The organism is Escherichia sp. E1130 (assembly GCF_005781065.1).
In the GTDB taxonomy this organism is placed as follows: domain Bacteria; phylum Pseudomonadota; class Gammaproteobacteria; order Enterobacterales; family Enterobacteriaceae; genus Escherichia.
In genome coordinates this window covers 175,019-196,785 of sequence record NZ_VATL01000003.1, presented here as the reverse complement: position 1 = coordinate 196,785, position 21,767 = coordinate 175,019, and the positions used below count along the sequence as shown (strand labels likewise).

Genomic DNA, 21,767 nt, shown 5'->3' with positions numbered 1-21,767 from the left:
CTACACCACCATCAACTGATGATTCGCCAGCAAAGTGGCGAGGTCGGTATGCACGCCCGTCAGCGTGACCACGTTAGTTGCCGCAAAAGTGCCGCCCGTGCCGTCGCGGTCGATCTGCACGATGGTGTCGCTGCCGCTCTGGGTAACTTTGACAAAATCACTGATGTTTCCGGCCTGCGCATCCAGCGTTGCCACGCCGTTGACGTAGCTGGCTTTGCCGTTTCCGGTGTAGCCGCTGCCCTGCAACAGTTCACGAATATCAATGCGATCGGTGTCGGCGGTACCTTCCCATGTCCCTACCGTAAAGCCATTCACCACGTCCGAGCCATTGCCGCCAGTGGCATCGCTGGCGTTGAGCAGTTTATAGAGCAAGGTGTCATGGCCCCCGTTGCCGATGTTGATGGTGTCGTTACCGCCGCGCCCTTCCAGTTGGTTATCGCCGCTGCTGCCCGTCAGGGTGTCGTTAAAGTTGGAGCCGGAAATGCCTTCGATATTGGTAAATGTCGAGGTGTTAAAACCGGTCGACTGGGCAGTAGTGGTGCTTAAGTTGGCGGTGATCCCCACTGTGGAAAGGCGGAAATCGACCACGTCCATCCCGCCGTTCGCCAGCCAGGTTCCGGTGCCGGAGCTGTACACCCAGCCGCCGGAACCGTCGTAGGTGTCGGTGCCAGCAGTAGCGAAGAAGGTGTCGTTATAGCCCGTGCCGACGAACTTACCGTTGTTGCTCGCCGTGCCTGCTTCGGCGCTGAGATCGTAAGCGTGGGTAGCATCAGTGGCATGTAAACCGCCCCAACTGGTATTCACCGTCTGGTCGATATTGCTGGCAGTGGTGCCGGTGGATTTGATCAGCACCGCGTTGTAGGTTTCTCCGGCATTCAGTCCGTAGAAATTGACCAGCGCCGAGGTGTCGTTGACGCCCATCCCCGACTGCGGGTTGATGATTTGCGTAGCGACCAGCACTCCCGCCGAGTTGTAGAGTTTTACGGTATTGCCGTAATAGACGTTAATGCCGTTGGGATCGGTGATACGCAGGTGCAGCGAGGTACCGTAGCTCACCGTGTTGGTGTTACGGATGAGGAACACGCTGCCCGACTGTTTGGTCACCAGCACATCCACCGCGCCGTCCCAGTCGTAATCCATTGCCGCCACGCCGCTGGTGATGCCGCTCTGGCTGCCGCCGAGGGTAGATTGTGTCCAGTTACTGGCATTACTGACGTTAGTATAGAGGTACGACTGCCCGGTCTGAGCAATACGCGCGATATCCATTAACCCGTCATGATCCCAGTCCACTGCCACGCTGAACTGGCTGGCATAGGTTGTACCCGTAGCCCCCACCGCCACCGGATTCCCCAACACGCCGTTGGTATTGAATAACAGCGAGCCGTAGTTAGCTCTTCCCTGGCTGGCGGGCAGGAAGAGGTCCATATCACCGTCACCGTCAAAATCGGCCCAGGTCATGGAGACAGACGTCGAGTTACCACCGCTGCCTGCAACGCTGAGGAAGGTGTTGATGGTGTTTTGTCCCCAGACAAAGGTGCCGTTGCCCTGGCTGATGAGCGATGAAAGGGTGTAGTAGTTATTCAGGTTGAAGGTGTGCTGAACCAGGTCTACCCTGCCGTCATTGTTGAGATCGACGCCGGAACCTTCGTTAAGGGAAAGGTAGCCGTTCACCACCCCGCCGACCGTGGCGCTCCCTCCGTTGTTGGCGGTGGTGGAGTTGCCTACCAGGGTGCCTGCGTTATTCCACAGGAAGGTATTAGAGTCCGGTCCGCCCGCGTCGCCAATCCAGAAATCGAGATAGCCGTCGCCCTCTTTATCAAACGCCACAATCGAGCCATACCACGTCAGCGTGCCGACGTTCACCTGAATCGCGCTGGAAAAGGTGCCGTCGCCGTTATTGGTAAAGCCGTTGATATAGCCCGTACCGTAGTCATCACGGGTGATAAACAGATCGCCCGTGCCGTTACGGTCATAATCGGCAATTGAACTGGTGGCGTAGTTGTTGCCGCTTTGCACCAGCGTCAGTGCGGTCTTCGACCAGGTGAGCGGATCGGTTGATTGCATAATTTGCTGGTTAGCCAGCACCGTCCACATCCCGTGGTTGTCGAGGCCGTAGGTCAGCCCCCAGGCGGTCGTTTTATTGGCAGTTGTCCAGGCGGGCGTGTAATCAATCGCCGCGTTGACTGTCACCGTGCCGTTGCTGACGTTGGCGGTGTTGCCGTTGCCCGCCGAGCTTTTTACCTGCGCGGTGACGTTATAGGCGGTCGCGGACGCCGCCAGCACATCGGTATCCGGTAACTGCACATACCAGGTGTTATGCGCCGGATCGACTACCACCGCACCGCCCGGCTGCGAGGTGTAGGTTTTGCCATTGATGACCACTTCGACATACTGCCCGCTGGCGAGCGCGGCAGTGATCACCCCGCTGATAATCGGCGTGGTATCGCGCGTGGTCTGGCTGGTGATTTGCGCCAGCGTGGTCGGAATAGAGGTATCGACCGTCAGGATAAAATCACTGGAGGAGGTGATATTTCCTGCCAGATCCACTACCCGCGCGCTGTAGGTGTACGCGCCGCTGACCAGCCCGCTGTCGCTGTAGGTCCAGTTCAGCGCACCTACCATCGTCACCGCGCCTAACAGCAGGCCGTTGCGGTAGAGGTAAACCACTTCACCACTGGCCAGCGGGCCGGAGAGCACACCGTTCAGCAGTGGCGTGGTATCGTCGGTGGCCTGCGAACTGCTTAACGTCCCCTGCCGCTGCCCGACATCATCGGTATACGACACAATGGTCGGCGTGGCGGTGGGGTTAATCGTATCGACCACCACCGTTTTCGACACCACCGGGCCGGTGTTCCCCGCCAGATCCAGCACCCGCACCTGATAAACATAGCTGCCATCGGTCAGCGTGCGGCTGTCGGTGTAAGTCCACTGCGTGCCGTTGGTAGTGAGCGTGGTCCAGGTCGCACCGCCATCAAGGCTAATCTGCGCCACTTCGCCGCTGGCAAGCCCCGCCCCCAGCGAACCGGTCAGCGTGAGCGAGGTATCACTGGTGATAAAGTCGGTGGACGAACTCCCCGTGTCGGTGCTGATGCTGGCGATGGTCAACACCTGCGCCGGGTTAACGGTGTCGATCTGCGCCGACTGGCTGCCGGTTGCGCCAACGTTGCCCGCCAGATCGACCACTCGTACCTGCCAGGTCGTCGTGCCATTCGTTAGCGTGCGTCCGTCAACGTAACTCCAGTTCAGGCCGTCTGCCGCCAGCGTTACGTTCACCCAGGTTGCACCGTTGTCGGTGCTGATTTGCGCGAATTCATTAGTGCCGAGCGCCGCGCCCAGTACGCCGCGCACGGTAAGCGAGGTATCGCTGGTAATAAAATCGCTGCTGCTGGCTCCGGTGTCATCGCTGATGCCGGTAATGGTGATGCTTTTCGCCGCTTCCGGGCTGGTGGTGTCGACCACCACGTTTTGCGTTGCGGTCTGCCCAACATTCCCCGCCAGATCCACCACCCGCACCGTGTAGTTCCAGGTGCCGTCGGTCAGTGTGCGACCGTCGGCATAGCTCCAGCTGGTGCCGATAACGGTTAAGGTTGTCCAGGTGACACCGCCGTCGAGGCTGATTTGCGCCCGTTCATCAGCGGCCAGCGCCGCACCGAGCGTACCGCGCACGGTCAGCGTGGTATCGCGGGTAACAAAATCGCTGCTGCTTAACCCGGTGTCATCGCTGATGCCCGCAATGGCGATGGTTTTGCTCGCCAGCGGTGCGGTGGTGTCCACGGTGACAATCTGGCTGGCGGTCGCACCGATATTTCCGGCGGTGTCGATCACCCGCACCTGATAGTTGTAGTTACCGTCAGCCAGCGTGCGTCCGTCAAGGTACGTCCAGGTTAATCCGCTTACCGACAGATTCTGCCAGGTGGTGCCGCCGTCGATGCTGATTTGCGCGAACTCACCGGCAGCCAGCGTCGCCCCCAGCGTGCCGCTTACCGCAAGCGTCGTGTCGCTGGTGATAAAATCGTTAGTGATCAATCCGGTATCGGTGGTGATCGCGCTGATGGCGATGGTTTTTACTGCTGGATCTGGCGCGATGGAGTCGATCACCACGTTCTGGCTGTCGGTCGCGCCAACGTTGCCCGCTGCGTCAATCACCCGCACCTGATAGAGATAGTTGCCATCGGTCAGCGTGCGGCTGTCGTTATAGCGCCAGGTCGTGCCAGTGACGGTAAGCGTGGTCCAGGTTGCGCCGCCGTCGATACTGATTTGCGCCGTCTCGTTACTGGCAAGCGCGGCGGTGAGCGAGCCGTTGACCACCACCGGACTGACGCTGGTGATAAAGTCGCTGGCGCTAAGCCCGGTGTCGGCTTGCAGGGAATCGATATTAATGCCCATCGCCGGGGCGCTGAGATCGACGGTAATGGTGTGATTACTGTTACCGGTGTTGCCAATGGCGTTGCTCACCGAGGCGTTAATCACGTAGGCGTTGCCGTCCGCCAGCGCAGTGACATCGGCGCTGCCGAGCGTGTAGCTCCAGTTACCGCCCGTCTGCACGGTGGTGGTGTAGGTTTTGCCGTTTAAGGTCAGGGTCAGCGTCTGCCCAACTGGGGCGGTGGTGGTGCCGCTGATCACCAGCGACGAGCCATGTTCCGCCGCGTTCACTACATCGTCGCCCGCAAAAGTGTTGATGGTGACGGTAGGCACATCGCCGTTCAACGTGACGCCACGGCTGGCGCTACCGGGGTTTCCGGCCTGATCGCTGACCGTCGCGCTGATGGTGTAGCTGCCGTCGCTTAATCCGGCAAACTGCTGCGCCGGAATAAAGACCGACCAGCTTCCGCCGCTGCCGACCGTGGCGGTCCAGCTCTGACCGTTAAAGGTGACGGTCACCGTCTGACCCACTTCGGCGGTGGTGGTGCCGCTGATGGTCTGCCCGGCAAGCTGCTCGGCGTTGTTGATAATATCGTCACCCGCCACGGTGGCGATGGTCACCGTTGGCGCAACGGTGTCAACGGTCAGAGCGTGCGTGGCCTGTCCGGGGTTACCGGCGCGATCGTTCACGCTGGCGGTAATAGTCTGCGCGCCCTGACCGAGCGCTGCCAGATCCGCCGCAGGCACGTTCAGCGCCCAGGTGCCATTGGCAGCAACCGTGGCGGTGTAGGTTTTGCCGCCAAAGGTGACGGTGACCGTCTGCCCCACTTCTGCGCTGGTCGAGCCGTTAAGGGTTAACGGCTGCTGTTGTTCTGCGGCATTGAGTCGGTCGTCCGTCGAAACGGTGTTAATACTGATAATCGGTGCGGTGAGATCCACCGCTACGCTGCGCGAGGCCGTGGCGCTGTTTCCGGCGCTGTCCTGAGCGGAAGCGCTGACCGTGTAGCTGGTACCATCCGCCAGCGCCGCGACGTCTGCCGCTGGCACGTTCACGCTCCAGCTCCCGTTGCTTTGAATAGTGGCGCTGTAGCCTTTGCCGTTAAGCAACACGGTCACCACTGTGCCTGTCGCAAAATTAGTGCCAGTGCCGCTCAGGGTCAGCGCACTGCCTGCTTCGGCGGCATTAATAAGGTTATCGCCGCTGATGGTGCTGACCGAAAGTGACACTGCCGCCGTATTGACCTGCACGTTGTGCGTCTGAGTGCTGCTGTTACCTGCGCTATCGGTGATGGTGGCGCTGATGGTCACCGTGCCGTCCGCAAGGCCGGAAATCACGCTGGCAGGCACGCCGACGCTCCAGTTGCCGCTGGCATCGGTGCTGGTGACATACTGCTGCCCGGCGATGGTCACCACCAGGCGGTCGCCCGCTACCGCGCCCGTGGCGGTGCCGCTGATAATCTGCGCCTGAGTGTGTTCGACGTTGTTAATCACATCATCGCCCGCCACGGTGTTAAAGCTGATGACGGGCGCGGTGGTATCGACGGTCACGCCTTTGCTGGCGCTGCCGGGGTTACCCGCCAGATCGCTGACCGTGGCGGCCAGGGTGTAGCCGTTATTAGCAAGCGTGGTTAAGGCGCTGGCAGGCAGCGTTAAGCTCCAGCTACCGTCCGCCTGCACCGTGGTCTGGTAGTTACTGCCGTTAAGCGTGACGGTCAGCGTCTGCCCCGTTTCCGCCGTACTGGTGCCAGACACCGTTACGCCCGCCGCGGCTTCGCTGGCGTTGATGATGTTATCGCTGGCTATCGTGTTGATGGTGACGATCGGCGCGGCGCTATCGACGCTGTATTCATGTGTTGCCGTGGCGCTGTTGCCATTAACGTTGGTCACCCGCACCTGAGCGCTGGCATCACCGTCACGCAACGTCGCCATATCCGCAGCCGGAACGGTGGTGCTCCAGCTACCGTTTGCTGCCACCGTGGTGGTGTAGGTTTTGCCACCAAAGGTCACAGTAACGGTTTGCCCCGCTTCGACGCCGGACGTACTGCCGGAGAGCGTTAGCGCCGCACCTTTTTCGGCGGCGTTAATCACATCATCGCTGGTGATGCTGTTCATGCTGATGGCGACGGCGGTGAGATCAACCGTGACCGGATGGGTAATGCTGGTTTGCGTTCCGGCACTGTTCGCGCCGCTAACGCTAATATTCAGCGTTCCCGCAGGCCAGTTGCTGACATCCGCAGCCGGAACGCCGACGCTCCAGGTGCCGTTTGCCAGCACCGTGGCGGCGTAAGTTTGGTTATTAATCACCACCGTCAATGCAGTCCCTGCCGCAAAGCCGGAACTGCTGCCAGTAATCACCTGCGCCTGACCGTGCTCGATGATATTGACCACATCATCGCCTGCAACGGTATCGACTCGCAGACCTGGCAGACTGGCGTCAATGGTGATATCGCGCGTGCCGCTGCCGGTGTTGCCAACGGCGTTGGTGACCGAGGCGTTAACGGTTAACTCACCGTTACCCAGCGCCTGCCAGTCGGCGGCAGGCACGCTCACGCTCCAGCTTAAATCTGGCTGCACGGTGGCGCTGTAGGTTTTGCCGCCCAGCGCAACGGTGACGGTGCTCCCCGCCGCAGCACCGGTGACCTGACCGCTGATAGTTTGCGCGCTGCCTGCTTCGGCGGCATTGATAATATCGTCCGTCGCTACCGGATTAATGGTGACGCCCGGCAGCGCGGTATTGACCTGCACGTTATGGCTGGCGGTGCTGCTGTTGCCCTGGGCGTTGGTGACGCTCGCCGTGACGCTGTAGGTGGCTTCGCCCAGCGCACTGACCGCCGAGGCGGGCACGGTAACGCTCCAGTTGCCGGAAGCGTCGGTGGTAGTGCTGTAGTTTTGTCCGTTCAGCGTCACGGTGATCGCCGTGCCCGCAGGTTGATCGCTGGTGCCGGAAAGCGCCAGATTCGATCCTTTTTCAGTGGCGTTGATCACGTCATCACCCGCGATGGTATTGATGCTAATCACTGGCGCGGTGAGACTGACGGTCACGGTGCGGCTGGCATCATCGCTGTTGCCCGCCCGATCGCTGACGCTGGCGGTGATCGTCTGCGCACCGCTACCGAGTGCCGTAACATCCGCCGCCGGGACGCCGACGCTCCAGTTGCCGGAGGCATCCAGGGTGGTGGTGTAGGTTTTGCCGTTGAGCACAACGCTCACCACATCGCCCGCTTCCCCGCCCGTGCTGGTGCCGGAAATCACCAGCGCCTGCCCGTGTTCGGCGTCGTTGATGATGTCATCGCCCGCCACGGTGTTAATGGTGAGAACGGGCGCGGTGGTGTCTACCGCCAGATTATGGCTGGCGCTGCCGGGGTTACCCGCTTTGTCATTGACCGTAGCGCTGACGGTGTAATTGCTTGCGGTCAGCGCGCCTAAGGCTGAAGTGGGAACACTGACGCTCCAGCTACCGTCCGCCTGTACATTGCCGCTGTAGGTTGCGCCATTAAGGGTGACGGTGACCGTCTGCCCGGTTTCGGCGGTGCTGGTGCCGCTGATGGTGAGCGGGCTTCCGGCCTCCGTGGCGTTAAGAATATCGTCGCTGGCGATGGTATTAATGGTGAGCGTCGGCGCACTGGCGTCAACGTTATACGCATGGGTCGCCGAGGCACTGTTGCCGCTCGCGCTGCTGACGCTGGCCTGCACGTTCGCCGCGCCGTCTGGCAGAGATGCCAGATCCGCCGCCGGAACCGTTACACTCCAGCTCCCGTTAGCGGCGACGCTTGCGGTGTAGGTTTTGCCGCCAAAGGTGACGGTAACGGTTTGCCCGCTTTCAATTCCGCTAGTGCTGCCTGAAAGGGTCAGGTCGGCACCTTTTTCGGCGGCGTTAATCACGTCGTCGCTGGCGACCGTATTGATGCTGATTGCCACCGCCGTTAAATCGACGGTGAACGGATGGCTGACGCTGACCGGGTTTCCGGCGCTGCTCTGTCCTGCCACGTCAACGGTTAACGGCCCCGCAGGCCAGGCGCTGACGTTTGCCGCCGGAATGCCGACACTCCAGCTCCCATCCGCCTGTACCGTGGCGGCATAGGCCACACCGTTGATGGTGACCGTCAGCGCTGCGCCTGCATTCAGGCCGCTACTGCCACCAGTGATTACCAGCGCCTGCCCGTGTTCGATACTGTTGACGATATCATCGCCCGCTACCGTATCCACGCGCAGCCCCGGCAGGTTGGCGTCAATGGTGATATCCCGCGTGCCGCTGCCGGTGTTGCCATTCGCGTTGGTCACCGAGGCGGTAATGGTCAAATCGCCATTGCCCAGCGCCTGGAGATCGGCTGCCGGAACGCTGACGCTCCAGCTTAAGTTGCCCTGTACCGTAGCGGTGTAAGTGTTGCCGCCCAGCGTCACGGTGACCGTATCGCCAGCGGCGGCGCGGGTCACCACTCCGCTGATGGTTTGATCGGCCCCTGCTTCGGCGGCGTTGATAATATCGTCACCCGCCACAGTATTGATGGTGACGCCCGGCAGGCCGCTGTCGACCAGCAAGTTCGCCTGGCTGCTGGCGGTGTTACCCGCAGCACTGGTGGCACTGGCGCTGACGGTATAGTTGGCCTGACCTAAGGCCGCCAGATCGCTGACCGGAACGGTTAAGGTCCAGTTGCCTGCTGCGTCGGTGGTGGCGCTGTAGTTATGACCGTTGAGCGTGACGGTAACCTGTGCGCCTGTCGCCAGCCCCGTACTGCTACCGCTAATGGTCAACGGCTGGCCTTTTTCATCGGCGTTCAGGACGTTATCGCCGCTGATGGCGTTAAAGGTAATTGACGGCAGGCCAGTATTGACCGTCACCTGATGCGTGGCGCTGCCGCTGTTTCCGGCGGCATCGGTGACGCTGGCGTTAATGGTCACCGTGCCGTTCGCCAGTGCCGAGACGACGCTGGCCGGGACACCGACGCTCCAGTTACCGCTGGCATCCAGCACGGTGGTAAAGGTGTTTGTGCCGATAGTCACCGTCACGGTGCTACCGGTTGCCGCGCCAGTAGCGGAGCCGCTGATAATCTGCGCCTGGGCGTGTTCCGTCGCGTTGATCACATCATCGCCCGCCACCGTGTTGATGGTGACGACCGGAACGGAAGTATCCACCGTCAGGTTGTGATTAACCGAGGCCGGGTTTCCGGCCTTGTCGCTCACTGCCGCGCTGACGGTGTAGTTGCTGGCGGTCAGCGCGCTTAAGTCGGCTGGCGGCACGCTGACGCTCCAGCTGCCGTCCGTCTGTACAGTGCCGGTATAGTTTGCGCCATTGAGCGTGACGGTCACCGTCTGCCCCGCTTCCGCCGTGCTGCTGCCGTTGATGGTCAGCGCCGTACCCGCTTCGGTAGCGTTAAGAATATCGTCGCTCGCGATAGTGTTGATGGTCACCGTTGGCGCGCTGGCATCGACGCTGTAAGCGTGGGTCGTGGTGGCGCTGTTGCCGTTAACATTGCTGACGCTGGCCTGTGCGCTGGCATCGCCATCACGCAGGGCTGCCATATCCACCGCCGGAACCGTGGTACTCCAGGAACCATTCGCCGCGACACTTGCTGTGTAGGTTTTGCCGCCAAAGGTGACGGTAACCGTTTGACCAGCCTCCACGCCGGAAGTGCTGCCGGAGAGCGTTAACGCCGCGCCTTTTTCAGCGGTGTTAATCACATCATCGGCGGTAATGGCGTTGATGCTGACGGCAATCGCCGAGAGATCGACAGTCACCGGATGCGTAACGCTGACCGGGTTTCCGGCGGTGGTGTTGCCGCTCGCCGTAATTGTGACCGTCCCCGCAGGCCAGGCGCTGACATCCACCGCCGGAACGCCGACGCTCCATGAGCCATCCGCCAGCACCGCCGCAACATAGGTTTGCCCGTTGATGGTCAGCGTAACGTTGCTGCCCGCCGCCAGACCGGAGCTGCTGCCAGAAATCACCAGCGCCTGCCCGTGCTCGATAATGTTGACCACGTCATCGCCAGCGACAGTATCGACCCGCAGACCGGGAAGATTCGCGTCGATGGTGATTTCCCGCGTGCCATTTCCAGTATTGCCTACGCTGTTCGTCACCGAAGCCGAAATGGTCAGCTCGCCGTTGCCCAGCGCCTGTAACGCGGAGGCCGGAACATTGACGCTCCAGCTTAAATTCGCCTGCACCGTGGCGGTGTAAGTCGCCCCGCCGAGCGTGACGGTTACCGTGTCGCCTGCCGCAGCACCCATCACCTGACCGCTGATGGTCTGGCCCGCGCCTGCTTCGGCGGCGTTAATGATATCGTCGCTCGCCACAACGTTAATGGTGACGCCCGGCAGCGCAGTATTGACCTGCACGTTATGGCTAGCGGAACCACTGTTGCCATCAACGTCAGTAGCGGCGGCGGTTACCGTGTAAGTCGCTTCACCGAGCGCGCTCACGGCGGATGCCGGAACGGTCACGCTCCAGTTACCTGAGGCATCGGCAGTAGTGGTGTAATTTTGCCCGTTGAGCGTAACGGTTACCTGCGTACCCGCAGGCTGGTTGCTGCTGCCGGAAATCGCCAGATCCGCGCCTTTCTCCGTGGCGTTGATAATGTCATCGACGGCAATGGTGTTGATGCCGAGCACGGGTGCGCCGAGCGCCACGCTGACAGTGTGCGAGGCTGTGCCGCTGTTGCCGGCGGAGTCGGTAACCGTGGCGGTAATGGTCACATCGCCTTGCGCCAGCGCGGAAATCACGCTGGCAGGCACACCGATGCTCCAGTTGCCGTTGGCGTCCAGCACGGTGGTGTAGGTGGTCGTGCCAATCGTCACGGAAACCGTGTTACCCGTCGTCGCGCCCGTTGCCGAGCCGCTGATAATCTGCGCCTGGGCATGTTCCGTGGCGTTGATGATGTCATCGCCCGCCACCGTGTTAATGGTGACGACTGGGGCAACGAGATCTACCGTCAGATTATGCGTTGCCGAGGCCGGATTTCCGGCTTTGTCGCTGACCGCCGCGCTCACCGTATAGGGGCTTGCGGTGAGGTTGGCTAAATCGCCAGTTGGTACGCTGACGCTCCAGCTACCGTCAGCCTGTACGTTCCCGCTGTAACTGACGCCGTTTAGCGTCACGGTCACCGTCTGCCCGGCTTCTGCCGTACTGGTGCCGCTGATGGTCAGCGCCGTTCCGGCTTCAGCGGCATTAAGAATATCGTCCGAGGCGATGGTGTTGATAGTAACGGATGGCGCGGTGGCATCAACGCTGTAAGCATGTGTTGCCTGGGCGATGTTGCCAGCTACGTTGCTGACGCTGGCTTGTACGTTTGCTGCGCCGTCCGGCAAGGTTGCGAGATCGGCGGCTGGGATCGTCAGCCCCCAGGTATTATCCGCGGCAACCGTGGTGGTGTAGCTTTTGCCGCCGAAAATAACGGTGATGGTCTGCCCCGCTTCCACGCCGGAGGTGGTGCCGGAGAGCTGCAAATCGCTGTCTTTCTCGGTGGCGTTAATTACATCGTCGCCGGAAAGGGTATTGATGGTGATAGCGACGGCAGCGAGATCGACCGTAACTGGATGGCTGATGCTGGTTGTGGTTCCAGCAGTATTAGTGCCAGAGACGGCAATATTAACCGTCCCCGCAGGCCAGTTTGCGACATCTCCCGCCGGAACGCCGACGCTCCAGCTGCCATCGGCGAGTACCGTTGCGCCGTAGGTGACGTTGTTGATTTCCACTGTCAGTGGCGTTCCCACCGCCAGTCCGGTACTGCTGCCGGTTACCACCAGCGCCTGACCGTGCTCGATAATATTGACCACATCATCGCCTGCTACGGTATCGACGCGCAGACCTGGCAGGTTGGCGTCTATCACGATGTCGTGTGTGGCGGTGCCGGTATTGCCTGTGGTGTTGGTGACCGAGGCGGTGATGGTCAGCTCACCGTTACCTAACGCCTGCAAATCAGCCGTCGGTACGCTGACGCTCCAGCTTAAATCTGGCTGCACGGTGGCTGTGTATTGATTACCGCCGAGCGTGATAGTGACCGTGTCCCCTGCTGCTGCCGTCCCCGTAACCTGACCGCTGATGGTCTGGTTAACGGCAATTTCAGCGGCGTTGATAATGTCATCACCAGCTACGGTGTTAATGATTACCCCAGGCAGGAGTGATTCGACATTCACCGTATGGGTGGTACTGCCGCTGTTGCCTGCGCTGTCGGTGGCGCTGGCGCTAATTTGATACACTGCCTCGCCCAAGGCACCGACTGCCGAAGCTGGCACGGTAACGCTCCAGTTGCCGGAACCGTCGGTGGTGGCGCTGTAAGCCAGGCCGTTCAACATCACGGTGACCGTGGAGCCCGTCGCCAGGCCGCTGGAGCCGCCGCTGATGATTAGATCCTGGGTTTTCTCTGCATTATTAATAATGTCATCACCGGAGACGGTGTTGATGGTCAGCGTCGGGCCGCTGAGATCAACGGTCACATCGTGAGTCGTGCTGTCGCTGTTGCCCGCGCGATCGCTCAGGCTGGCGGTAATGGTCTGGCTACCGGTCGCCAGCGCCGTGACATCCGCCGCCGGAATACCGACGCTCCAGTTACCGGAAGCGTCCAGCGTGGTGGTGTAGTTTTTGCCGTTGAGCGTGACGGTGACCACATCGCCGGGTTCCGCGCCCGTGCTAGTGCCGCTCACCACCAGCGCCTGCCCGTGTTCGATAGCGTTGATAATGTCATCGCCCGAAACGGTGTTAATGGTGAGATCCGGCGCGGTAACGTCCACCGCCAGCGCATGATCGGCGCTTGCCGGGTTGCCCGCTTTATCGCTCACCGTCGCGGTCACGGTATAACTGCTGGCGGTCAGTCCGCTTAAATCCGTTGCCGGAACATTCACGCTCCAGGTGCCATCGGCCTGGACGGTGGTCTGGTACGTGTTGTTATTGAGCGTGACGGTCAGCGTCTGCCCGGCCTGCGCCGTGGTGGTGCCGCTGATGGTGATCCCCGCGCCCGCTTCGCTCACATTAAGAATATCGTCGCTGGCGATGGTGTTGATGGTAATGATCGGCGCGGTGCCATCGACGCTGAAAGCATGAGTCGCCTGGGCGCTATTGCCGTTAATATTGCTGACGTTCGCCTGCACGTTGCCCGCGCCGTCTGGCAACGCAGCGAGATCGGCAGGCGGTACATTCACCGTCCAGCTACCGTTGGCTTCCACGGTGGTGGTGTAATTTTTACCGCCAAAGGTGACGGTCACCGTCTGTCCGGCTTCCACGCCGCTGGTGCTGCCGCTTACGACCAGCGTTTCGCCTTTCTCTACGGCGTTGATCACATCATCGCCGGAGAGAGTGTTAATGGTGATGGCGACTGCCGCCAGATCGACGGTAACCGAATGGGTAATGGTGGAGGTTGTTCCGGCGCTGTTAGTGCCGCTTACCGTAATATCCACCGTACCCGCAGGCCAGTTGCTGACGTCGGCCGCCGGAACGCCGAGATTCCATGTGCCATCGGCTAAAACCGTGGCAGCGTAAGTGACGTTGTTGATCACAACCGTTAACGCCGTTCCTGCCGTCAGTCCAGTGCTACTCCCGGTAATCACCAGCGCCTGACTGTGCTCAATGCTGTTAATAACATCATCACCCGCTACGGTATCGACACGCAGGCCAGGCAGATTGGCGTCGATAGTGATGTCTCGCGAGCCGCTGCCCGTGTTGCCAACGCCATTGGTGACCGAGGCGTTAACCGTCAGAGAACCGTTGCCCAGCGCCTGAATATCCGCCGCCGGAACGCTGACACTCCAGCTTAAATTAGCCTGCACCGTGGCGGTGTAGGTGTTGCCACCCAGCGTAACGGTGACCGTATTTCCCTGCGCCGCGCCCGTCACCTGACCACTGATGGTTTGCGCATTGCCCGCTTCGGCAGCGTTGATAATGTCATCGGTCGCCACCGCGTTAATGGTGACGGCAGGCAAGGCGCTGTTGACCAGCACGTTATGGCTGGCGGAATTGCTGTTGCCTGCCGTGTCGGTGACGTTTGCTGTTACCGTGTAGTTGGCCTCACCCAGCGCGCTAACCGCTGAGGCTGGCACCGTGGCGCTCCAGTTGCCGGAAGCATCTGTAGTGGCGGTGTAATTTTGCCCGTTCAGCGTCACCGTAATGGTGGTGCCTGCGGGCTGATTACTGGTACCGGTAATTTGCAGATCCGCGCCTTTTTCCGTGGCGTTAATGACGTCATCGCTGGCGATAGTGTTGATGCCAATGGTTGGCGAGGTGAGATTCACAGTGATCGTGCGGCTGGCGTCATCGCTATTACCTGCTACATCGGTAATAGTGGCGGTGATGGTTTGCGGGCCGCTGCCCAGCGCAGTGACATCTGCCGCCGGAACGCCGACGCTCCAGTTGCCGGAAGCGTCCAGCGTGGTGGTGTAGGTTTTACTGTTTAACGTGACGGTGATGACATCGCCCGCTTCGCCGCCAGTGCTGGAACCGGAGATCACCAGCGCCTGCCCGTGTTCGGCGGCGTTAATAATGTCATCGCCGGAGACGGTGTTGATGGTCAGCACTGGAACGCTGAGATCTACCGCCAGACCGTGAGTCGCGGTCGCCGGGTTACCTGCTTTATCGCTTACCGAGGCGCTGACCGTGTACTGGCTGGCGGTCAGATTGCTGAGATCCGCCGTCGGTACGCTGACGCTCCAGCTGCCGTCCGCCTGGACGGTGCCGCTGTAAGTCACGCCATTAAGCGTGACGGTTACCGTCTGCCCCGCTTCGGCGGTACTGCTGCCGCTGATGGTTAGCGGATTGCCCGCCTCGGCGGCGTTCAGAATATCGTCGGTGGCGATGGTGTTAATGGCAAGCGTCGGGGCTGTGGCATCGACGCTGTAAGCGTGAGTTGCCGAAGCCGTGTTGCCGTTAATAGTGCTGACGCTGGCCTGCACGGTGGCGTCGCCGTCGCGTAACGCGCTGAGATCGGCGGCGGGTACGGTGGTTGTCCAGCTACCATCGCCCGCTACGGTGGCGGTGTAGGTTTTACCGCCAAAGGTAACAGTGACCGTTTGCCCCGCTTCCACGCCGGAAGTGCTGCCGGAAAGGGTTAAATCTGCCCCTTTTTCGGCGGCGTTAATCACATCGTCGCCGGAAACGGCGTTAATGGAAATCGCCACCGCCGCCAGATCGACGGTGACCGGATGGGTGATAGTGACCGGGTTTCCGGCGCTACTGGCGCCTGAAACCGTGATATTCACCGTCCCCGCAGGCCAGTTGCCCACATCTGCCGCCGGAACACCAACGCTCCACGTGCCATCGGCTAATACCGTCGCAGCGTAAGTGACCGTGTTAATCACCACCGTCAGTGCCGCGCCCGCCGCCAGCCCGCTGCTGCTACCAGTAATCACCAGCGCCTGACCATGCTCGATGCTATTGACCACATCATCGCCCGCCACGGTATCAACGCGCAGACCTGGCAGGTTGGCATCGATAGTTATATCGCGCGAACCGCTGCCGGTATTGCCAACGCCGTTGGTCACCGAGGCGTTAACCGTGAGGTCGCCATTACCGATGGCCTGAATATCCGCTGCCGGAACGTCCACGCTCCAGCTTAAATTCCCCTGCACGGTAGCGGTGTAGGTTTTCCCGCCAAGCGTCACGGTAACCGTATCGCCCGCCGCCGCGCCCGTCACCTGACCGCTGATGGTCTGCGCCACGCCCAATTCGGCGGCGTTAATAATATCGTCAGTCGCTACCGGATTAATGGTGACACCCGGCAACGCGGTATTAACCTGCACGTTATGGCTGGCGGAATTGCTGTTGCCTGCGATGTCGGTGACGTTCGCCGTCACCGTGTAACTGGCTTCGCCCAGCGCACCGACGGCGGAGGCTGGCACCGTGGTGATCCAGTTGCCTGCGGCGTCCGTCGTGGCGGAGTAATTTTGCCCGTTAAGCGTCAGCGTAATTGTGGTGCCTGCGGGCTGATTGCTGGTGCCGGAAATTTGCAGGTCCGCGCCTTTTTCGGTGGCGTTAATCACGTCATCGGTGGCAATGGTGTTGATGTCAATGGTCGGCGCGGTAAGGTTAATGGTAACCGTGTGCGTCTCGTTGTCGCTGTTACCCGCCGCATCGGTAACGGTCGCCGTCACGGTTTGCGGGCCACTGCCCAGCGCGGTGACATCCGCCGCCGGAACGCCGACGCTCCAGTTGCCGGAGGCATCCAGGGTGGTGGTGTAAGTTTTATTGTTTAGCGTGACGCTGACGACATCTCCCGCCTCTCCGCCTGTGCTGGAACCGGAAATCACCAGCGCCTGCCCGTGCTCGGTGGCGTTAATAATATCGTCGCCCGCAATGGTGTTGATGGTGAGTACCGGAACGGTGAGATCCACCGCCAGGTTATGCGTGGTGCTCGCCGGGTTGCCCGCTTTGTCATTGACCGTCGCCGTCAGGGTGTGGCTGCCATCCGTCAATGCCTCAAGATCTGCCGCCGGAATATTAATACTCCAGCTGCCGTCGGCCTGTACCGTTGCCTGATACGTCTGCACGGTCGGGCTATTGAGCGTTATCGTAACGATCTGCCCTGCCTCGGCAGTGGTGGTGCCGCTCACCGTCACGCCCGCGTCAGCTTCGCTGGCGTTAACGATATTGTCGCTGGCAACGGTATTGATAATGATGGTCGGCGCGCTGCTGTCGACGCTGTAGTTATGCACCGCCGAGGCGCTATTGCCATTGATATTGCTGACGCTGGCCTGCGCGGAGGCGCTGCCATCGGTTAATGACGCCAGATCGGCGGCGGGAACGGTGGCGGTCCAGCTACCATCGCTCGCCACGGTAGCGGTGTAGTTTTTACCGCCAAAGGTCACGGTGACCGTTTGCCCGGCTTCTACATTCGTGGTGGTGCCGGAAAGCGTTAAATCAGCGCCTTTTTCTGCGGCGTTAATCACATCGTCCGTGGCGATAGTGTTGATGGTGATAGCCGCCGGAGTGAGATCCACCGTTACCGGATGCGTAATGCTTATCGGATTTCCGGCGCTACTTTCCCCGGAAACGGCAATATTAACCGTCCCCGCAGGCCAGGCGCTAACCTGCGCCGCCGTGACGCCCACGCTCCAGCTACCATCGGCCTGCACCGCAGTGGTGTAGTCCACATTATTAATCGTAACGGTAAGCGGCGTGCCTTCTGCCAGCCCCGAGCTGCTGCCGGTGACAACCAGCGCCTGCCCGTGTTCGATGATATTGACCACATCATCGCCCGCCACCGTATCGACCCGCAGACCGGGCAGATTAGCGTCGATGGTGATATCCCGCGTGCCGCTGCCGGTGTTGCCGTTTTGATTGGTGACCGAGGCGCTCACCGTCAAATCGCCATTACCCAGCGCCTGAATATCTGCCGCCGGAACGCTCACGCTCCAGCTTAATCCCGGCTGGACGGTGGTGGTGTAAGTATTGCCGCCCAGCGTAATCGTTACCGTGTCGCCAACGGCGGCTCCGGTAACCTGCCCGCTGATGGTTTGCGCTACGCCCGCTTCGGCGGCGTTAATAATATCGTCGGTTGCCACCGGGTTAATGGTCACACCGGGCAGCGCGCTGTCGACCAGCACGTTATGGCTGGCGGTGGTGCTGTTGCCGATACCGCTGGTCACCGCCGCCGTTACCGTGTAGTTGGCCTGGCCCAGTGCGGTTACCGCCGATGCCGGAACCGTTACGCTCCAGTTGCCGGAGGCGTCGGTCGTGGTGGTGTAATTTTGCCCGTTCAGCGTCACGGTGATGGCGGTATTGGCTGGCTGATCGCTGGTACCGGTAATCTGGACATCGGCCCCTTTTTCGCTGGCGTTTATCACATCATCGCCAGCAATGGTGTTAATACCAATTACTGGCGCGGCGGTATCGACCGTGACGGTCAGTGACTGGCTGCCCGTGTTTCCGGCGCGGTCAGTCACTGAAACGTTGACAGGATAACTGCCGTCCGCCAGCCCACTGACCACCGAGGCCGGAACGCCCAGACTCCAGTTGCCGGAAGCATCCACCACCGTGGTGTAATTCACATTATTCAGCGTCACGGTGACAATATCGCCCGCCTGCGCGCCAGCGACCGTGCCGCTGATGATTTGCGCCTGGGTGTGTTCCGGCGTGTTGATGACGTTATCGCTCGCCACCGGATTAATGGTCACCACGGGCGGCGTGGCATCCACCAGCGCCACACGTGAGACGCTGGTCGGGTTACCTGCGACATCGTTCACGCTGGCGGTGACCGTGGCGTTGCCGTCAGCCAGTGCGCCAACGTTGGCGGCAGGTACGGTCACACTCCAGGTGCCGTCTGCCTGCACGACGCCCTGATACGTCTGCCCATTCAGCGTGACGGTCACCGTCTGCCCCGGCTGGGCGTCAGTGGTGCCAGTGATTTGCAGATCCTGACCACTTTCGGCGGCGTTGATGACGTTATCGGCGGTCAGCGAATCGATACTTAAGGCTGGCGCCTGACTGTCGACGGTAATGGTGCGGGAGGTGTCGCCAGTGTTACCGCTGATGTTGGTGACGGTCGCGGTGATTTCCGCTGCGCCATCGGGCAGACTGCTTACCGCGCTGGCGGGAACGGTCAGGCTCCAGGAACCGTCATTCTGAACAGTGGTCGTCAGGGTTTGCCCGGCAAATTTCACGACTACCGTTTGCCCGGCCTCTACTCCTTGAGTGGTACCGGTCAGCGTCAGCGGCGCACCTTTTTCTGCGGCATTGATAATGTCATCGCCGGAGACGGTATTGATAACAATCGCCACGCTACCCGCATCAACCAGCACATTATGGTTGATAGAAACCGGGTTACCTGCCGGATCTTCCGCACTGGCGGTAACAATAACCGTGCCCGCAGTGAGCGCCTGCAAGTCCGCAGCTGGAACACCCACCTGCCAGTTGCCGTTGCTGTCGGTCACGCCCTGATAGCTTTCGTTGCCGAGTGTTACCGTCACGGTAGTGCCCGCAGGTAAATGGCTACTGCTGCCAGAAATGACCAAATCCTGCTGCTGTTCGAGAGCGTTAATAACGTCATCGCCGGAGACAGTATTGATACGCAGTCCCGGCAGCGTGGCGCTGATGGTGATATCACGCTCACCATTACCAGTGTTGCCATGCCCGTTCGTCACAGAGGCATTTATCGTTAACGCCCCATCGCCCAGCGCCTGTAAATCCGCCGTCGGTACGTTCACGCTCCAGGTAAGGTTGCTGCCCACCGTCGCCGTGTAGGTATGACCGCCCAATTCAATAGTGACGGTATCACCCTGCACCGCACCCACGACGCGCCCACTGAGGGTTTGATCTGCCGCTGCTTCGGCGTTGTTAACAATGTTGTCGCCCGCAAAGGTGTTGATGATCACCTGCGGCAGCACCGTATCGACCAGCAAATTGCTCTGCGCGGTGCCGGTGTTGCCGGTCACATCGGTGGCGCTGGCGGTAACGGTGTAATTGGTGTTTGCCAGATTCAGGACATCGCTCACCGGAACATTCAGCGACCAGACGCCGCCGCTGACCTGAGCGCTATACGTGACATTATTCAGCGTCACGTTAACCGTGCCGCCGTCAGGTAAATTGCTGGTGCCACTTAACGTGAGCGGCTGCTGAGATTCCAGCGCATTCAGTACGTTATCACCGCTGATAGCATCTATCGACACCTGCGGCGCGACGCCTGCCAGCGTGATGTTATGGGTCGCTGTACCGGTATTTCCAGCGGAATCAGTAACCGTGACGATGATGTCGTTAGGGCCACGCGCCAGAGTACGGGTCACCGCCGGATCAAGCGCTACGTTCCAGCTGCCGTCTGCCTGTACCACGCCTGTCAGAACTGTGGCACCTAACTTCACGGTGACGATATCCCCCGGAGAAGCCCCACTGACCTGACCGGAAATAATCTGCGCCACAATCTGTTCAGCGGTGTTAAGAATATCGTCGCCCGCAACGGTGTTAACGCTGACCACTGGCGCACTGGTGTCTACCGCGAAATTCGCACTGTTGCTGGTGGTATTTCCTGCCCGGTCGCTGACGCTGGCATTTACGGCGTAGTTGCCATCGGCCAGCGCCTGCACTTCTGCGGCAGGCAGCGTCACTTGCCAGGTTCCGTCGCTACCGACGGTTGCTGTGTGGGTGACGCCGTTCAGGTTCAGGGTTACGGTTTGCCCCGCTTCCGCATTCGATGTACCGCTTAACACCAGCGCGGCGTTATGTTCCGCGGCACTGACAATGTTGTCCTGGGCGATGGTGTTGATAGCAAGTGTCGGCGGTTGGGTATCGACCGTTAACAGTTGCGCGCCAGTGACCGTATTGCCCGTGGCATCTTTCCCACTGACCAGCACCGCCTGATTCCCTTCGCCTAACGCTTGCGCATCGGCGGTCGGCACTTGTACGCTCCAGGCACCGTTAGCCCCAACGGTGGTGGTGTAGGTTTTGCCGTTTAGCGTGACGGTGAGTTCTGTTCCCTGTGCCAGATGGCTACTGGTGCCAGAAAGCGTAAATCCAGCGGCCTGTTCGCTGGCGTTAATAATGTTATCGCCTGCGGTGGTGGCGAGCTGTATGGCGGCCTGACTATTGTCGATGGTTAACGTTATCGACCCGGCGTTGGTAATGGTGCTACCGACGATTTGCACCACTGACCAGGTATGTTCACCCGCGCTTTGCGTGGGCAAATCGACGCTCCAGCGTCCATCGCTACCGACCTGAGTACTGGCGATGGTGTCACCATTGCTGTCTTTAATCTGGATGGTCGCCCCCGCCTGCCCGCTGCCGCTAAAGGTTGGCGTAGTGTCATCGGTGGTATCGTTGGCGGAAAGAATACCGCGTTGATCGCCCTGATTATCGGTTACCAAAAACGATGGCGTGGCGTTGCCGGGTTCGGCTGGCGGTGGGTTGTTAACCACTTCAGTTTTTGAGCCATCATCGCCACCGCTTGCCAGTAAAGCGCCAAGCGCGCCGCCACCTACCGCCGCCCCCGCCAGCCATCCCCACGGGAAAGCCGTCGTCTGACCGACAATATCAAGGTACGGCGCAATGCTTTCAATTGCGGTGGTCTGAGCGGTCAGCTCCACAGGCGCTAATCCACCTGCCGCGGTATCGGCAAAGGTGACATGAGTCAGCTGTTGACCATCGGCAAACACCAGTTCGGATTGTTCGCTGGTATTTGCCGCTTGCAGGAAATAACCGTTGCAGCGGATCACCGTGCCGTCCTGCATATAGATCAACAAGTCATTTCCGTCACGAACATAACGCGCAACGGCAGATGCCTGAGCATGAACCTGCACCACAGAGGGCTCATAAATGACAACCGTAACGTCGCCAGGATTGATCAGCGTTTGTTTGACGGATGTTTTTCGCGAAATAACATCAATAATCAGGCTCATAATGGCATTCCTGATAAATGGCGCACATCCTTAGCGAGTCCATTTATCTAAATAAGACAAAGGTAATCACTCAACAACGATGCATACCTGATATTAAT

1 protein-coding gene is annotated in these 21,767 nt (G+C 60.2%); it reads right to left on the bottom strand.

What is annotated here, in order from left to right; translation table 11 throughout:
* The gene (locus FEK66_RS02370) at positions 1-21,669 is read right to left on the bottom strand and encodes an Ig-like domain-containing protein (protein WP_135494274.1); all 21,669 of its coding nucleotides are present in this window, start codon (positions 21,667-21,669) and stop codon (positions 1-3) included.
* Between the last annotated feature and the right edge of the window lie 98 nt (positions 21,670-21,767).

Excerpts from the sequence above, each read along its gene's own strand:
- FEK66_RS02370 (WP_135494274.1), bottom strand. The coding sequence starts at position 21,669 with ATGAGCCTGATTATTGATGTTATTTCGCGAAAAACATCCGTCAAACAA.